Raw genomic sequence first — 15477 nt, 5'->3', positions numbered from 1 at the left:
CCCTGAATGGCTACGCAAGCGAGCCGGAAACGTCGTTTCCGATACAGGCAGCGGTGAACATGTAATCGCTCACCTCGGCATAGTTCACCCCGATGCAAGTGCCCGCCTTCCAGGCGTCGGACCAATCGCGAGTGAGTGCGAATGTCAGCGTGTGGACATCGACCTGGACAAGCTTGGCTGCATCGAATTCCTGGATGCGCCGCACTTGCGGATAGAGGGTTTTGTAAAGCGATTCCTTGGCCGAAAAAATCAGGGTGAGCCGGCGGCTGTCATCCAGTCCTTCGATCAGCGACAGTTCTTCGGGCTTTGCGATCAAGTATTGAACTGCGTGCATGGTTTTTTCGGAAACCTGCTGCTGGATGTCGATCCCCAGCAGCAAATGGCATTCCTGGCGTACCACTGCCGCGGTCGCGTAGTTTCCGCTATGGCTGATGCTGCCCAGCCAGCCTTGCGGCCAGACCGGCAGGCGATCCGTTCCCATGGCCGGGAAGTACGGCTGTGGATAGCCCGCGCGCATCAGGGCTTCGCTCGCGCAAAGACGGCCGGCGAGATATTCGCGTTTTCGCTTCGGAACCGCGTTGCTCAGCGACAACGGGAGCATGGATGATTCGATCTGGACAGCATGGACCGACCGGATCGAAAGTCCGCATTCATCGGGCAATCGCAAGCGGCTGGACAGGTTGCCCGGGTCCATCGGCGCCGCTCCCGGAGCTGGGTTCGCATCTGCGTTTGGTGTGCCGAGCTGGATCATCGTGGATCGCGATTACGAGCATGTTGACGCGAGCGTACACGATGGATACCGCTATTCGACAGTATTGGCGGGCCGTACCAGGAACTGCACCGGAAGATGGCTGCCATCGGCAAAATCCAGGGTGATATCGACGGTGTCGCCGGGCTTCAGCGGATGGCGGGCCCGCTGGAGCATAAGATGGTAGCCAGCCGGCGCAAGATCGATTCCGCCCTGCGGGGGAATGGCCAGCCGATCGATCATGGCCATGCTGCTCTGGCCGCCAGGACCCATGGAGCTTTGGTGAAGCATCACCGACGCATAGGTATCGCTATGCGCCGACACCAGCACCACCGCAGACGGGCTGTCGTTCTTCAGGTTGACATAACCGCCCGCCGGCAAATCAGCGGGCAGCAGACGGATCCAGGCGTGGCTGGCCTCGACATGGGCGGACTGTGCGGCATGCAGGCAACCTGGCAACCCGATGGCCACGATCAGCAACAGCACGGCGCGTCCGGTCACGGCGCATCTCCGCCAGGGCTCAGCATTAAGCGCAGATCATGGACGAGCTTGTCTTGCGAATCCGCAGGCGTAGCCAGCAGGCGGGCCTTGCCGTGGGCATCGAAAATATAGATGCCGGAGCTGTGGCTCACTTCGTAGCCTTCGCTGGCCTGGCCCGGCTCGCGGGTGAATGCGGCGCGATAGCGCTTGCTGAGTGCTTCGATATCCGATGGCGAGCCGGTGAGTCCGACGGCATGGGAATCGAATGCGGTGACATAGCCGTGCAGTACGGCGGCGGTGTCGCGAGCCGGATCCACGCTCACGAATAAAATGCGCACGCCATCGGCCAGCTTGCCGAGCCGCTGCATCACCGCGTGCAGATGCGCCAGGGTCAGCGGACAAACATCCGGGCAATGCGTATAGCCGAAGTAAAGCAACGTAACTTTGCCTCGGTAATCATTGGCCGTTACCGTCTTGCCTTGATCATCGGTCAGTTGGAACGACAAGTCCGGCATGTGACCGGAAATATCGGACAGTTGCCAGGGAGGCGGTGCGGTCTGCTGGCAGGCGGCAAGCGGCAGGCTGGCGGCAACCATGATTGACAGGCAGGCCAGGCGGGCGAGGCGCGGCAGCTTCATGCAAGAATCTCGGTAATGAACTTCGCCAGCATACGCCACCGGTGCGTGCTCATCGTTTGTTTATCGAGGAAAAACCGCAGCCATGCGACAACTTGTCCGTGTCAGGGAAGCTTGGTTAGTCGGCATCGCCGGTGCCAGCGCGGTGTTGCTGGGCGCTTTCGGTGCGCATGTACTCAAAGGCAGGCTCGATGCGCCGCACGCGGCGCTCTGGCATACCGCGGTGGAATACCAGTTCTGGCATGTATTGGCGTTGGCTGTGGCGGTCATGGGCGGCGACGGCAAGGCTCGCCGTGTTGCCATCGGCGCGCTGGCTCTGGGAATCGTGCTGTTCAGCGGTAGTCTCTACGCATTGGCGCTTGGTGCCGCGCGATGGACAGGCGTGGTGACGCCGTTCGGCGGCGTGGCATGGATCATCGGCTGGATAGCTTTGGGCATGGCCTTGAAGCACAGGACTGCCGGCTGAACTTCGGGCTGCTCACCATGCTTGCCGCCTAGCGCGTATCGTCGTCGGTCAATGGCTTTACTTTGGCAGGCTTCAGGCGACCATTGTTGTGCAACGCCTGCCGCAATACGAACTCGATCTGCGCGTTGACGCTGCGCAATTCATCGTCGGCCCAGCGCTGCATGGCTTCCAGCACGGTGGCGCTGATGCGCAGCGGATAGGCTTTCTTTTCAGCCGGCATGAACGGTCAGTGATACAAGCTGCCGGCGTTGACTACCGGCTGCGTTCCGCGTTCGCCGCACAATACCACCAGCAGGTTGCTCACCATCGCGGCTTTGCGCTCCTCGTCCAGGTCCACCACGCCTTGCGTGCGCAGTTTCTCGAGCGCCATGCCGACGATACCCACCGCGCCTTGCACGATCCGCTCGCGCGCAGCAACGATGGCGCCGGCCTGTTGCCGTTGCAGCATCGCCTGGGCGATTTCCTGCGCATAGGCCAGATGGCTGATGCGCGCTTCCATGACTTGCACGCCGGCCTTGCCGAGGCGCGCCTGGATTTCATCGCGCAGATGGTTGTTGATCTCCTCGCCATGGCTGCGCAGCGAAGGCTTGTGATTGTCCTGTGCATCGTAGGGATAGCTCTGCGCCATCTGCCGTAGCGCGGATTCACTTTGGATATGCACAAAATTCTCGTAGTCGTCGACGCAGAACACGGCTTCGGCGGTATCCATCACCTGCCAGACGACGATCGCGGCAATCTCGATCGGATTGCCGTCGTTATCATTGACCTTGAGCTTGCCGCTCTCGAAATTGCGCACGCGCAACGAGACACGTCGTCTGCTGTAGAACGGATTGGTCCAGCGCAGGCCTTCATGGCGCACCGTGCCGGCATATTTGCCAAACAGTTGCATTACCAGCCCTTCATTGGGTGCGACTTGAAAAAAGCCTTTCAAGGACCAGAGCGTAAGCACGTGCACCAGCACCCCGCCGACAGCGCATATCGGGGCTTGTCCGCCGGCTGCTTCCAGGGCAAGCCCAAGCAGCGCAAGCACCAGGCAGACGAATACGAACGGTATGCCGGCGATCGAAAAACCTGTCTGTTCGTTCATGGCGTGTCCCTCTCGAATGGCGAGAGTAGATATCAAAATGATATCTATTTCAAGTGCAAGAAGGGAGCCGGCGAATCAGCACACGCTGCGCGGGAGTGAAAATCCATGGCGCCGGGTTTCACCTGCATGGTCGGGTCTGGAGGAAGTTATTTGGCACCTCCTGCGCCGTTACCTCCGATGGCGGCCCCGCCACTGGCTCCCGGGCTCGGCATCATGAACATTTCCGCAAACGTCGACACGGAATCGATCTGGATGCTGCCGAATTCATTAGCGGCATTGAAGAAATGCCATGGATTACCGTCGCTGATATCCAGCGCGATGTGGCCAGTATCGAACCGTGTAGCCGCCGGGTCGAAGCTCCGCCAGCGGCCGCCGACCCAGGCGATCACCCACGCATGGGGTACGAAAACGCGGTCCTTGTCATCGTAGCGATCGGTATAGATCATGCCGGCCACGATGCGAGCCGGAATTCTCTCTGCACGGGCCATGGCTGCGAGCAGCACCGCGAACTCCGCGCAGTTGCCACGCCGGTCCCGGGCTACTTCAAGTGCGGACGCATAACCTATGTCCAGGCCGCGCTGCGAGAGATAGCTGCCGACGAACGTACTGAGGCTGCCCATGATGTGCAATGCATTTTCCCTATTCCCGGCGGCGATGGCTGCAAGCTGCTTTATCTGCGGCGAGTCGGACTGAAGCCAGGCATTGGGCTGGATGTCGGCCAGGGTAGGTGGCGAAAGCTCATTCAGCACGCTGCGGTAGACGGTGATCTGCCATTCCCCACGGCCAAGATCGGTAACGGACTGCTCATCGGTGTCGATGAAGGGCTTGATGACCGCCTTATTGGTAACGTGTGCCCGGTAACTGAGAAAATCGTTCAACATTTCCGGCGTGAGCAGGCGCGGCGAACCGATTATCGCCGAATCCATCATGTCCAGCCCTTGGGACGGCGCCTCGGCGCAAGCCTCGCTGCAAGCAATCATATCCATCGATTTGCCCAGGAGTGAAAGCGAACCCTTGCGGATGGCACCCCGGTCATCCAGCCACAGGTCGACAACTTGCTTGCTGCCAGGACGTTGCAGTGTTTCGCGCTGGTGACTGAGTGTTTCGACATGATCGGGAAACGTGACCTGCTCTTCGCCCAACACCTCCACAACCAGATTCATCGCCTGCTCGCTCGCCTGGTTATAGGCGAGCAGGTTGTAGCGCGTGCCGGGATGATGGATTTCCGCCTGCATGGCTTTTCGCTGGCCTTCGACCAACACAGCGCCGACTGGCCACGTTGTCGTCGACCGGCGGATATCGCCGCCTACGGTACTGGTCAGTTGCAATTTTCCATCGGGAAGCCTCTGGCCTTCGATCCGGGTTTCATTCGTCGAGGCCGGGGTACTTATGCTGAAGCTGAGCGGCACACCTTCTGCGGTTTCCACGCTGCGGCTGACATTGGTGTAGGGAGCATCCTTGTGGTTGCGCTGGATATTCATGACCAGGGTCTGCGTCGTGGTCACGGTATCGCCCGCTTGCTGGCGCTGGATGACCTCATGGCCAATCTTTCGGCCATTGAGTAGCACGGTCATCCAAGTGGTTTCGGACGCAGCATCCGTTTCTGCCCCGGCAAAGCCCGGGACAACACACAACGTTGGCACCAGCAAAAGCAGGGCGGTCCAGCTGCGCATAGGTCAGTCCGTGGGGGACGGAGACGAGACTAGTGGATACCTGCTTTGGGCTGGCGTCAATCTGCGGTGCCGCAGTCGGTTCGACGTACAATGGACTTTTACCGGAGACCGCGATGAAGCCGTTCGGCACCCCCCATTCCGATCATGCCCTGAAGGTGCTTTTGCTTGGAGCTGGGGAGCTTGGCAAGGAAGTGGCGATCGAGCTGCAGCGCTACGCGGTTGAAGTCATCGCGGTCGATCGCTACGCCGATGCGCCAGCCATGCAGGTGGCGCATCGCAGCCACGTGATCGATATGCTGGACGGCGCCGCGTTGCGTGCGCTGATCGAGCAGGAACAGCCGGATCTGGTCGTGCCCGAAATCGAGGCCATCCATACCCTCACCCTGGTCGAATTAGAACGGAATGGCCTGAAGGTCGTGCCGACCGCGCGGGCCACCTGGCTGACCATGGATCGCGAAGGCATCCGCCGGCTGGCCGCCGAAGACTTGTGCCTGCCCACTTCGCCCTACCGGTTTTGCGACAGCGAGGCCGAATACCACAGCGCGGTCGCAGCAATCGGCTACCCCTTCGTGATCAAGCCGGTGATGAGCTCGTCAGGCAAGGGCCAGAGCATCGTGCGCGACGAAGCGGGGCTGCGAAAAGCCTGGGATTACGCTCAGTCCGGCGGTCGTGCCGGCAAGGGGCGGGTGATTGTCGAGGGCTTCGTGCCTTTCGATTATGAAATCACGCTGTTGACCGTGCGGCACAAAGACGGCACCAGCTTCTGCGCACCTATCGGCCATCGCCAGGAGGACGGCGATTACCGGGAGTCCTGGCAGCCGCAGCCGATGAGCGTGGCCGCCCTGGCCGAGGCGCAGCGGCAGGCCGCTGCGATCACGCAGGCGCTGGGTGGCTGGGGCGTGTTCGGCGTGGAGTTTTTTGTAAAAGGGGACAGCGTGTTCTTTTCCGAAGTCAGCCCGCGGCCGCATGACACCGGGCTGGTTACGCTGGTTTCGCAGGAGCTATCGGAATTCGCGCTACATGCGCGCGCGATCCTTGGCTTGCCGGTGCCGGTTATTCGAAACAATGGACCTTCCGCGTCCTGTGCGGTGCTGGTGGAGGGCGAGGGCCGGGCGCCGCGTTATCACGGCATTGCCGAGGCGCTTTCAGAGCCGGACACGCAATTGCGCATTTTCGGCAAGCCGGAAGTGAAAGGGCGTCGTCGCATGGCGGTAACGCTGGCGCGAGATACCGATATCGAGTCGGCCAAGGCCAAGGCGGTTCGTGCCGCCAGCATCATTCGCACCGAATTTTAGTATTCGTGCAGCGGCGCTTCGCACCGCCCGCAACCGGTTACCTCACAGACGGCGGCCACGGCCGCACAACGGAGAACAAGGATGGAATCGACAGGATTTGCGCATTGGCTGGTAGTGCTGGTGGAAACGTTCGCAGTGCTGTTCGTCATGCTGCTGGTGATCGTCATTCTGGTCGTATTGGTCGTGTGGGTGCTCGATCGCAACCAGACGCACAATTCCGTGTTGCGCAACTATCCGGTGGTCGGGCACTTCCGTTACTGGTTCCTGCACCTTGGCGAGTTCTTCCGGCAATACCTTTATTCCAGCGATCGCGAGGAATTGCCGTTCAATCGCGCCCAGCGCATGTGGGTGTATCGCGCGGCCAAGAATTCCGAGAACACCAATGCGTTCGGCTCCACGCGCGACCTGCGGGGCGAGGGCGTGCCGTTCTTCATCAATGCGGCGTTTCCCTCGCTGGGAGATCACCATGTCGAGCCCGGTCCGGTGCGCATCGGGCCTTATGCGCGCGAGCCCTACGATCATGCCGCGTTCTTCAATATCTCCGCGATGAGTTTCGGCGCGCTCTCCGCTCCGGCGGTGCGGGCGCTGTCGCATGGCGCGGCCAAGGCCGGTATCTGGATGGATACGGGTGAGGGCGGTTTGGCGCCGTACCACCTGGAAGGCGGTTGCGACATCGTGTTCGAGATCGGCACGGCCAAGTACGGCGTGCGCACGCCCGACGGCAGGCTGGACGATCAGAAATTGCTGGAGATCTGCGCGCACAAGCAGGTCAAGATGGTCAGCATCAAGCTTGGGCAGGGCGCCAAGCCCGGCATGGGCGGCTTGCTGCCGGCGGCCAAGGTCACGCCGGAAATCGCACAGATCCGCGGCATACCGGTGGGCCAGGATTCGCAGAGTCCGAACCGTCACCTCGATATCGCGAACGTGCCGCAGTTGGTGGATGCGATCCAGCATATCCGCCGCCTCACCGGTAAGCCGACCGGTTTCAAGGCCGTCTTCGGCAACATGGAGTGGATCGAGGAGCTGTGCGACGAAGTAAGCAGGCGCGGTATCGAAAGCGCGCCGGATTTCATCATCGTCGACGGTTCCGAAGGTGGTACCGGCGCGGCGCCGCAAACCTTGATGGAAGGCGTCGGCTTGCCGTTGCGCGAAGCTTTGCCGGACCTGGTCAACAGGTTGATGGAAAGAGGCTTGCGCGACCGTATCAAGGTCATCTGCTCAGGCAAATGCATTACCGCCTATGACGTTGCATGGGCTTTGTCGATGGGCGCGGATTTCGTCAATTCCGCACGCGGCTTCATGCTGGCGCTGGGCTGCATCCAGTCGCTGCAATGCAACCGCAACACCTGTCCCACCGGCATCACTACGCAAAATATCCGCCTGCAGCGAGGATTGGTGGTTACCGACAAGAGCGAACGTGTCGCCAGTTATGCGAAGAACGTCATGCATGAGGTCGGCATCATCGCGCACAGTTGCGGCGTGGATGATCCGCGCGAGCTGGACCGCACGCATTGCCGCGTCGTTGGCGACGATGGCATCTCGGTGCCGCTGATCAAATTGTTCCCCTATCCGAAAGCGGTCGTCCAGGAGGCCTGATTTCCAGTGCTATTCCTGAGAGCAAAGAAAAATGCACGCCCTTCCTGCGAAAACGTTGTGCTTGAATCGCGTTAAATCCGGCAAATAGGCGAAAGCCGTTGTCTACAATGAGCGATTCTCTGAAAGCATGGAGTGCTCTCATGTTCGACCTCGCAAACAAGGTGGCCATTGTTACCGGTGGTACCAGCGGTATCGGTCTTGGTATCGCTCGGGGATTTGTGCGTGCAGGGGCGCGGGTGGCCTTGATTGGCCGGGATGAGACGCGCGGCCGGAAGGCGCTCGAAGCGCTGGAAGCGAAGGATGCTGCCATTTACATCAAGGCGGATATTTCCGTTGGCGGGCAGTGCCAGGACATGGTCGAGGAGATCGAGCGATACTTCGGTCGCATCGACATTCTGGTTAACAATGCCGGCATGAATATCCGCCATCACGCGCAGGATTATTCCCATGCGCAATGGCATCGGATTATCGATACCAACCTGAGCAGCGCCTTTTATTGCGCCCAGGCGGTATATCCTGCGCTGGTCCGCGCCGGCGGTGGAAAGCTCATCAACATCGGTTCGATGCTGTCCCTGTTTGGTACCACGCATGGCGCCGGCTACGCGGCAAGCAAAGGTGGCATTGTGCAGCTTGGCCGTGCGCTGGCGGTGGAATGGGCGCCTCAAAATATCCAGGTTAATACGCTGCTTCCGGGCTGGATCGAAACCGAGCTCACGGCTGAAGCCAAAGAGCTTTTTCCAGACCTGGAGGCGGGCGTTCTTGCGCGAACGCCACAGGGCCGCTGGGGGTGCCCCGAGGACTTGGCAGGTATTGCGGTTGCGCTATGCTCCGCGGCGTGCAATTTTATTACTGGAACGGCCATCCCCGTCGATGGCGGCTATTCGATCCAGGGCTGACAGAGCACGTTTTTGCAGTGCCATTCATATCGGCCGGGCCTTATGGTCCGGTACTTGCCAGATCGTTGTTCCAAGCATTGATGTGTAAGTCGTGTCAGGGTGTGCGCAGCCCCGGGATGCTTGCGGCGTTGTCGCACTCAACGATTGAAAACCCACCGAGGTTATCCACATGGATGCGTCATTGATTGCGCCTGATTTTCTCTTGCCCCAGGTCAGCCGTCGAAAATTTCTTGTCGCGGCGCTGTCGCTGGCTTCATTGGCAGTATTCGATCCGTGGGCAGTTGTGCATGCAGCCGGTGGTGATGCCGGACTGGATGCTTTCATGCGGGTGTCGAAGCTGGTTTCCAAGGATGCCTCCAATCCCATGACGGGCGCGGCGCTCTACCAGGCACTCAAGCGAAGTGACCGGGAATTCGACGCCAATCTCGGCAGGCTGGTCACGTGGATTGCGTCAACGCCAGGCACGACGATCGAGGCGCTGGCCGAGAGCCTTGATGGCGGCAGGCAAGCCGTCATGCGCGATACGCTGAACAAGATAGTGTCGGCCTGGTATCTGGGCGTGGTGGGCTTCCAGACCTGCGCTTACGAATCGGCCTTGATGTTTCGGCCGACCGATGACGTGCTGAGCCCGCCCAGCTACGTGCGTCGCGGACCGCTTTATTGGGCGGCTTCGATCCAATTGCCGCCCAATTGATCAGCCCGCTCATTTACCGGCTGACCGATATGCCGGGCGCTTAGCGCATCGATTCACGTTCAGAAATGCGTCCAAGGAGATGGCTGCATGAATAGCACTTCGCTTTCCGCTGATGTCGTCATTGTCGGCGCTGGCGCTGCTGGCAGTATCGCTGCCCTTGAGCTGGCCAACAGCGGCTTGTCGGTATTGGTACTGGACGCCGGCCCGCGCGTTACTCGAGGCGAGATCGTCGAGAATTTTCGCAATGCGCCGATCACTACCCGTGCCCTCACCACGCCTTACCCGCCCAAGCCATGGGCGTTGTCGTCGACGTTCTACAACGTGGATGGCACGGTGCTGGATTACCTGCAGGTGTCCGGCCCGGATGGTGACGCCTACCAGACCGATTACATGCGCCTGGTCGGCGGCACCACGTGGCACTGGGCAGGGTGCGCATGGCGTCACCTGCCCAATGATTTCCGCTTGAAATCGACCTACGGTGTCGGTCGCGACTGGCCGATCGGCTACGACGACCTGGAGCCTTATTACTACCGCGCCGAACAGATCTGGGGCGTATGTGGGCCGGACCCGCTGAACGGTGCGGGACAGGAATTCCTGGGCTCTCCACGCAAGCAAAAGTATCCGATGGAGCTGATGCCATGGACCTATACCAGCCGCATCTTCGACGAGGCGGTGCGCAACTACACCGCATGCCGCCTCGTGCACGAACCAGAGGCGCGCAACACGCGGCCTTACGAGGGGCGCCCCACGTGCGCGGGCAACAACAATTGCATGCCGATCTGCCCGATCGGCGCGATGTACAACGCCATGGAAACCGTCATCAAGGCCGAGAAGGCCGGTGCCCGCGTGATGGAAAACTCGGTGGTCTACCGCATCGAAACCAATCCTGCGAACAACGAAGTGGTGGCGGTGCATTTCTACAACCCGAACCGGGAAAGCTTCCGCGTCACTGGCAAGACATTCATTCTGGCGGCGCACAACATCGAAACCGTGAAGCTGATGTTGTTCTCCAAGGACAGCAAGAATCCGAACGGCATCGCCAACAAGAACGACCAGGTTGGCCGCTGCATGATGGAACACGCAGGCACTGAAGTGCAGTTCACCTGCAAGGATCCGGTTTGGATGGGGCAGGGTCCGCAGCACAACGCCGCCGTGGATACCTGGCGCGATGGCCCGTGGCGTAACGGGATGTCGGCTTCGATCCACCGCATCGACGAAGTGAATATGACTGCGCAAGTCACCGAGGCAGCTTTGAAAAAGGGATGGGTCGGCAAGCCACTCGACCAGGCGATCCGTCACGGCACGGCGCGGCGCATCGAGATTTCCTCGCATCATGCGGTACTTCCCAATCCGGAAAACCGCCTCACCCTTGCCGACAAGCAAGACATGCTAGGCATCAACTATCCAAGCGTTCACTATTCGATCGACGACTACACGCGGCGCAGTGCAGTGCGCACGGTAAAGGAACTCTACGAGCCGTTGATCGAAGGCATGGGCGGCACGGACGTACTGTACATTCCGGACCCAACCAACCCCTATAAGTTTGCCGCCGAAGACCACCCCATGGGTGGTGCCTTGATGGGCGACGACCCGAATACATCCGTGGTCGATGCGCAATGCCGTTCGCACGAGCTTAAAAATCTCTACATAGCCTCCAGTGCAGTGTTCGTCAGCACGGGCACGGCGAATCCCACCTTGACGATCGCCGCGATCAGCCTGCGCATCGCGGACACGATCAAGGCCGAACTGGCGCATGGCTAAGGGGCGACTCATGAGGAACGTATCGCCGTTCAACGCGCTGCTTGCCGTTGCCCTGGGGATCGCCGGCATCCATGCAGCCACTGCGCGCGCAGCGGAGACAACCGCGCACTCAAGCTCGAATGACTTGGTGGCCAGGGGAGAATACCTGGCTAAGGCCGGCGATTGCGCTGCTTGCCATACCGCTCCCGGCGGCGAGGCGATGGCGGGCGGCCTGCCGATCGATTCGCCGTTCGGGCAAATTTACTCAAGCAATATCACACCATCCAGAACCCATGGCATCGGCGACTACAGCCAGGCGCAGTTTGCGCGTGCCGTGCGCGAAGGCGTGCGCGCAGATGGCACGCATCTTTATCCTGCGATGCCTTATCCCTCCTACGCGGGCATCACTGACGATGACATGAAAGCGCTGTATGCGTATTTCACCCAGGGCATCGAGCCCGTCGATAAAGCACCGCCCGCCACGCAATTGCCATTTCCGTTCAACCAGCGCTGGCTGATGGGCGGCTGGAATCTGCTCTTTGCCGGCGGCAAGCCCGGCGCACCGATAAACGGCAAGAACGCGGCATGGAACCGCGGGCGCTATCTGGTAGAAACCCTCGGGCACTGCGATGCGTGCCATACGCCGCGCAATGCCGCCATGGGCGAGAAGACCAGCCTTGGCCTGTCCGGCGGCCAAATTGGTCCCTGGCAGGCGCCGAACATTACATCCGATCCGATCAGCGGTATCGGTGCCTGGTCGCACCAAGAACTTGTGCAATACCTGCGTACTGGCTCCGTCGCCGGTAAAGGACAGGCTGCCGGCGGCATGGCCGAGGCCATCGAAAAGAGCCTGCAATACCTCAGCGATGACGATCTTTCGGCGATTGCCATTTACCTGAAGGATTCAACGCCGGTACGTAACCCGAAGGACGTCCGGCCGGCATTTCAGTACGCCGGCAATGGCGAAGGCTACGAAGCTGGCTTGCGCGGCCATAACCCGGGTATCGGCCTGGACCAGCCCGGTCCTGGCTACCTTGCGCTGACCACGGGGGCGCAGCTCTACAGCGGCTATTGCGCAAGCTGTCACCAGACCCGGGGCGAAGGCACACCCGATGCCGCTTTTCCCAGCCTGACGCATAACTCGGTGCTAGGACGCGGCAATGCGGACAATCTGGTCATGGTCATCCTTGGCGGTGCGCACATCGACACGCAAGGTAACGAGCAACTGATGCCTGGTTTCGCTGACGAGCTTGATGACAAGCAGGTGGCCACGCTGGCGAACTTCGTGATGCAGCACTACGGTAATCCGGATGCGGCGGTCACCGCCGATCATGTCGCCATGCTACGCCGCGGTGGCCCCAATCCTGCAGCGGCACTGCTGCCGGCCATGATCGCGGCGGCGGTGCTGCTCGCTTTTGTCCTGGCCTGGCTCGCGCGATTCGTCGCTCGCCGCAAGCGCATGCATTGAGCCTTGCCACGCTTGGCAGAGGCCCTCATCGGGCGCCTCGCCTCAGTCGCGGCGCAGGTCGGTCCAGCCTTTCGCCGTGCGCACCTGCAAGGGCCGGAAGCGCCGCTTGTAATCCATCTTGGGATGGCCTTCGATCCAGAAGCCGAGATAGACCCACGGTATGTCCCGGCGCCTGGCCAGTTCGATCTGCTGCAGGATGGCGAACGTACCCAGGCCGCGCTCCTGTTCGTCCGGATCGTAGAACGTGTAGACGGCCGAAATGCCGGTAGCGCACACATCCGTCACGGCCACGGCGAGCAAGCGCTCGCCCAGGTGCAGCTCGATGAATACCGTGGGACTCCACGGGGCGGTAAGGAAGCGCCGGAAGTCGCTGGCTTCGGCTTCGTCCATGCCACCGCCAGGGTGGCGGGTGCGCAGGTAGCGTGAATACAGCGCATGGCGCTCGCTGTTGTAGCCGGCCATGCGCTCGCTGACGACCAGGTCCGCGTTGCGCTTCAGGCAGCGGCGTTGCGAGCGGTCGGGCGTGAAGTTCGCCACGTCGATGCGGCATGGCGTGCAGGCATGGCAGCTCGGGCAATGCGGGAAATAGAGGTGTCCGCCCGCGCGGCGGAAACCGTGATCAAGCGCCGCGCCGTACAAGCGGTCCAACTGCGGGGCGGCCGGATCGATAACCAGGTTCTGCGCCGTGCGCCCGGCGAAATAACCGCAGGCGTGCGGCAGCGTCTGGAACAGTCGGACATGGTCGGAGCGCATGAGGCGATTCTATGACCGCCATGGGGCACCGTGGCAATGGTCTTCAGATGAAATGGAGGTAATGCAGCCCCAGCACCACGAATACCCCCAGGATCGCCAGCAACGCAATGCGCCGGACCCGCGTCACCGTATGCTCGCGGCGGACGTAGACCGAGGCGGCGGGGTCGCGCGCGATCCGCAGCTCCTCGCCATGGCGGATGACCGGCTCGATGCCCAGCTGGCGCAGCAATTCGCGCGCCCGGGTGTAGTCGTCCGCCCGGCTGATCCATACCTGGGGCCAGCTGTCCCGGTTTTCGTTGCGCTGGGAATAGCTGAAGCGCTGGTAGCTGGGCCGATTCCAGTTGGAACGATTGGTGATGGTGGTTTCGACATCGTTTTCGGCCATCAGCGCGACGACGCGGTCGATGTTTTCCTGGCGGGGAGAGGTATAGAGCAGGCGCATGGGGATAGTCTAATCGTCCCGCAGGCGAATGAGCCCTTCCTGCGCGGTCGAAGCTACCAGGCGGCCGTCGCGGCTGAAGATCTGGCCTCGGGCCAGCCCGCGCGAGCCCTGTGCCGTCGGACTGTCGAAGGAGTAAAGCAGCCATTCGTCGACCCTGAACGTGCGATGGAACCATAAGGCATGGTCGAGACTGGCCATCTGGATGTTGTGCGTGAGGTAGGAAATGCCGTGCGGCAGGGTGGCGGTGCCGATCAGGTGGAAATCCGAGGCATAGGCCAACAGGGCGCGGTGCAGAATGGCCGAATCGCTGACCGGTGCGGTGATGCGGAACCAGATGTGCTGGATCGGCGGCCGCTTGGCGGGATGCAGCTCATCGCGCGGCCATACCTGGCGGAATTCGAACGGGCCGTCGCTGCCCAGCCAGCGTTGCAGCTTCACCGGCAGGCGAGCGAGCTCATCCGGCGGCACCCGATGCATCGGCTCCAGGTCTTCCGGAGCGGGTACTTCGGGCATGGTCGACTGGTGTTCCACGCCCTTTTCGGGAAGCTGGAATGAAATCGCCCCATTGAGGATGGGTTGGCCGTGCTGGATCGCCACCACGCGGCGCGACGAAAACGAGCCGCCGTCGCGGGCGCGCTCGACGCTGTAGACAATCGGTGCCTCGATGTCGCCGGCGCGCAGGAAATAGGCGTGCAGCGAGTGCGCTTCACGGCTCGGGTCGACGGTTTGTTGCGCCGCGGACAGTGCCTGTCCCAGCACCTGTCCGCCGAAGACGAAACGTGTGCCGATATCGCGGCTCTGGCCGCGGAAAAGGTTGTCCTCCAGCCGCTCCAGTTGCAGCAGTTCGACCAGTTCCTTGACATGTGCGTCGCGCATGCGGCCACCCCCGGATTGAAGAGCGGGGGATTATACCGGCGTGCCGCGTGACTCACGCTCCGTGCCGATCCGCGTCAGCGCGCTGCCGGCAAGTACCTCGCTCCAGGGAAACAGCGGGCCTGGATCGAGCTTGCGCGGCACCTCGCGGCCAGGGTCGTCGCTGGCCGGCACATGTGCCGTGTCCAGGTCCTCATGGCCCGCAATATTGCGCAGGTTGGGATATTCCTTCCGCAGTTGCGCCAGCAGCGCCAGCAGGGATGCGATCTGCGCGGCGGAGTAAGGCTCGGTCATGCTTTGCCGGCGTGAATCGAACCAGTGAGGGTAGCGCCCCTGGTTGACCAGTTCGATCCCGATCGACGGCGGATTGTGGCCGCGCACATGATTGGCCACGCGAGTGCCCGGCACATAGCGATAGATCGCGCCGTCGCGGTCGATGTAATAGTGCCCGCTGGCGCCGGTGCCGCTTTCGTACAGCACTTTCTCGCCGTATTCGCGGGCCATTGCCAGATCGGGTAGTTCGGTGCAATGGATGACCACCAGGGTGACCGCGCTGGCCGGCCGCTCAGGCAGCTTGGCGACATAGGGCAAGAGCTGGTCGTGAATGGCGAGCATCGGCATGCGGGCAGTG

The 15477-nt window shown here is 61.4% G+C and carries 17 protein-coding genes; 7 read left to right on the top strand and 10 right to left on the bottom strand.

The window, feature by feature from the left end; genetic code table 11:
- Nucleotides 1-10 precede the first annotated feature (10 nt).
- The 3 genes from ISP15_RS03420 to ISP15_RS03410 all read right to left on the bottom strand — a co-directional run bounded on the left by ISP15_RS03420 (nt 11) and on the right by ISP15_RS03410 (nt 1866).
- Complete coding sequence (locus tag ISP15_RS03420; RefSeq protein ID WP_404545101.1) at nt 11-601, bottom strand: 4'-phosphopantetheinyl transferase family protein; 591 nt, start codon at nt 599-601, stop codon at nt 11-13.
- Nucleotides 602-802: 201 nt separating this feature from the next.
- On the bottom strand, nt 803-1249 hold the full coding sequence (locus ISP15_RS03415) for a copper chaperone PCu(A)C (protein WP_404545098.1): 447 nt from the start codon (nt 1247-1249) through the stop codon (nt 803-805).
- Nucleotides 1246-1866 (bottom strand): SCO family protein, encoded by a 621-nt coding sequence (locus ISP15_RS03410; RefSeq protein ID WP_404545095.1) that lies wholly within the window; start codon nt 1864-1866, stop codon nt 1246-1248. The genes ISP15_RS03415 and ISP15_RS03410 overlap by 4 nt, the downstream gene beginning before the upstream one ends.
- 82 nt (nt 1867-1948) lie before the next feature.
- Between ISP15_RS03410 and ISP15_RS03405 the strand changes: the two genes are divergently transcribed.
- Nucleotides 1949-2329 (top strand): DUF423 domain-containing protein, encoded by a 381-nt coding sequence (locus ISP15_RS03405; RefSeq protein WP_404545093.1) that lies wholly within the window; start codon nt 1949-1951, stop codon nt 2327-2329.
- A 28-nt stretch (nt 2330-2357) separates the two neighbouring features.
- Here the strand turns inward: ISP15_RS03405 and ISP15_RS03400 are convergent, their stop codons facing one another.
- From ISP15_RS03400 to ISP15_RS03390, 3 genes are all read right to left on the bottom strand, one after another.
- Nucleotides 2358-2549, bottom strand: coding sequence for an Arc family DNA binding domain-containing protein (locus ISP15_RS03400; RefSeq protein ID WP_404545091.1), 192 nt, complete (start codon nt 2547-2549; stop codon nt 2358-2360).
- 6 nt (nt 2550-2555) lie between these two features.
- Entirely contained in the window at nt 2556-3416 is an 861-nt protein-coding gene (locus ISP15_RS03395; RefSeq protein ID WP_404545089.1) for an SPFH domain-containing protein, read from the bottom strand.
- A 146-nt stretch (nt 3417-3562) separates the two neighbouring features.
- Nucleotides 3563-4990 (bottom strand): transglutaminase-like domain-containing protein, encoded by a 1428-nt coding sequence (locus ISP15_RS03390; protein WP_404545086.1) that lies wholly within the window; start codon nt 4988-4990, stop codon nt 3563-3565.
- Between the two features lie 212 nt (nt 4991-5202).
- Here ISP15_RS03390 and purT point away from each other — a divergent pair, with 212 nt between their 5' ends.
- The 6 genes from purT (at nt 5203) to ISP15_RS03360 (ending at nt 12778) form a co-directional block, all read left to right on the top strand.
- Complete coding sequence (purT, locus tag ISP15_RS03385; protein ID WP_404545084.1) at nt 5203-6384, top strand: formate-dependent phosphoribosylglycinamide formyltransferase; 1182 nt, start codon at nt 5203-5205, stop codon at nt 6382-6384.
- An 81-nt stretch (nt 6385-6465) separates the two neighbouring features.
- Complete coding sequence (locus tag ISP15_RS03380) at nt 6466-7980, top strand: FMN-binding glutamate synthase family protein (protein WP_404545082.1); 1515 nt, start codon at nt 6466-6468, stop codon at nt 7978-7980.
- Between the two features lie 140 nt (nt 7981-8120).
- Complete coding sequence (locus ISP15_RS03375) at nt 8121-8876, top strand: SDR family NAD(P)-dependent oxidoreductase (protein WP_404545079.1); 756 nt, start codon at nt 8121-8123, stop codon at nt 8874-8876.
- A 169-nt stretch (nt 8877-9045) separates the two neighbouring features.
- Nucleotides 9046-9570: a sugar dehydrogenase complex small subunit gene (locus tag ISP15_RS03370; RefSeq protein ID WP_404545076.1), complete on the top strand. Its 525-nt coding sequence runs from the start codon at nt 9046-9048 to the stop codon at nt 9568-9570.
- 87 nt (nt 9571-9657) lie between these two features.
- Nucleotides 9658-11331 (top strand): GMC family oxidoreductase, encoded by a 1674-nt coding sequence (locus ISP15_RS03365; RefSeq protein WP_404545074.1) that lies wholly within the window; start codon nt 9658-9660, stop codon nt 11329-11331.
- A 10-nt stretch (nt 11332-11341) separates the two neighbouring features.
- Nucleotides 11342-12778 (top strand): c-type cytochrome, encoded by a 1437-nt coding sequence (locus ISP15_RS03360; RefSeq protein WP_404545071.1) that lies wholly within the window; start codon nt 11342-11344, stop codon nt 12776-12778.
- A 42-nt stretch (nt 12779-12820) separates the two neighbouring features.
- Here ISP15_RS03360 and ISP15_RS03355 read toward each other — a convergent pair whose 3' ends face one another.
- Genes ISP15_RS03355 through ISP15_RS03340 form a run of 4 tightly spaced genes read right to left on the bottom strand, consistent with a single transcriptional unit; the run spans nt 12821 to nt 15461 of the window.
- A complete protein-coding gene (locus ISP15_RS03355) occupies nt 12821-13531 on the bottom strand; it encodes an arginyltransferase (RefSeq protein ID WP_404545069.1) in 711 nt (236 codons plus the stop codon).
- Between the two features lie 43 nt (nt 13532-13574).
- Nucleotides 13575-13973 (bottom strand): hypothetical protein, encoded by a 399-nt coding sequence (locus ISP15_RS03350; protein ID WP_404545067.1) that lies wholly within the window; start codon nt 13971-13973, stop codon nt 13575-13577.
- 9 nt (nt 13974-13982) lie between these two features.
- Nucleotides 13983-14849, bottom strand: coding sequence for an acyl-CoA thioesterase (locus ISP15_RS03345; protein WP_404545065.1), 867 nt, complete (start codon nt 14847-14849; stop codon nt 13983-13985).
- Nucleotides 14850-14879: 30 nt separating this feature from the next.
- Nucleotides 14880-15461 (bottom strand): N-acetylmuramoyl-L-alanine amidase, encoded by a 582-nt coding sequence (locus tag ISP15_RS03340; protein ID WP_404545345.1) that lies wholly within the window; start codon nt 15459-15461, stop codon nt 14880-14882.
- Nucleotides 15462-15477 lie beyond the last annotated feature (16 nt).

The sequence above is a fragment of the Dyella jejuensis genome (genome assembly GCF_044904675.1).
Classification (GTDB): Bacteria; Pseudomonadota; Gammaproteobacteria; order Xanthomonadales; family Rhodanobacteraceae; genus Dyella_B; species Dyella_B jejuensis.
This window is presented reverse-complemented; position numbering and strand designations above follow the sequence as displayed.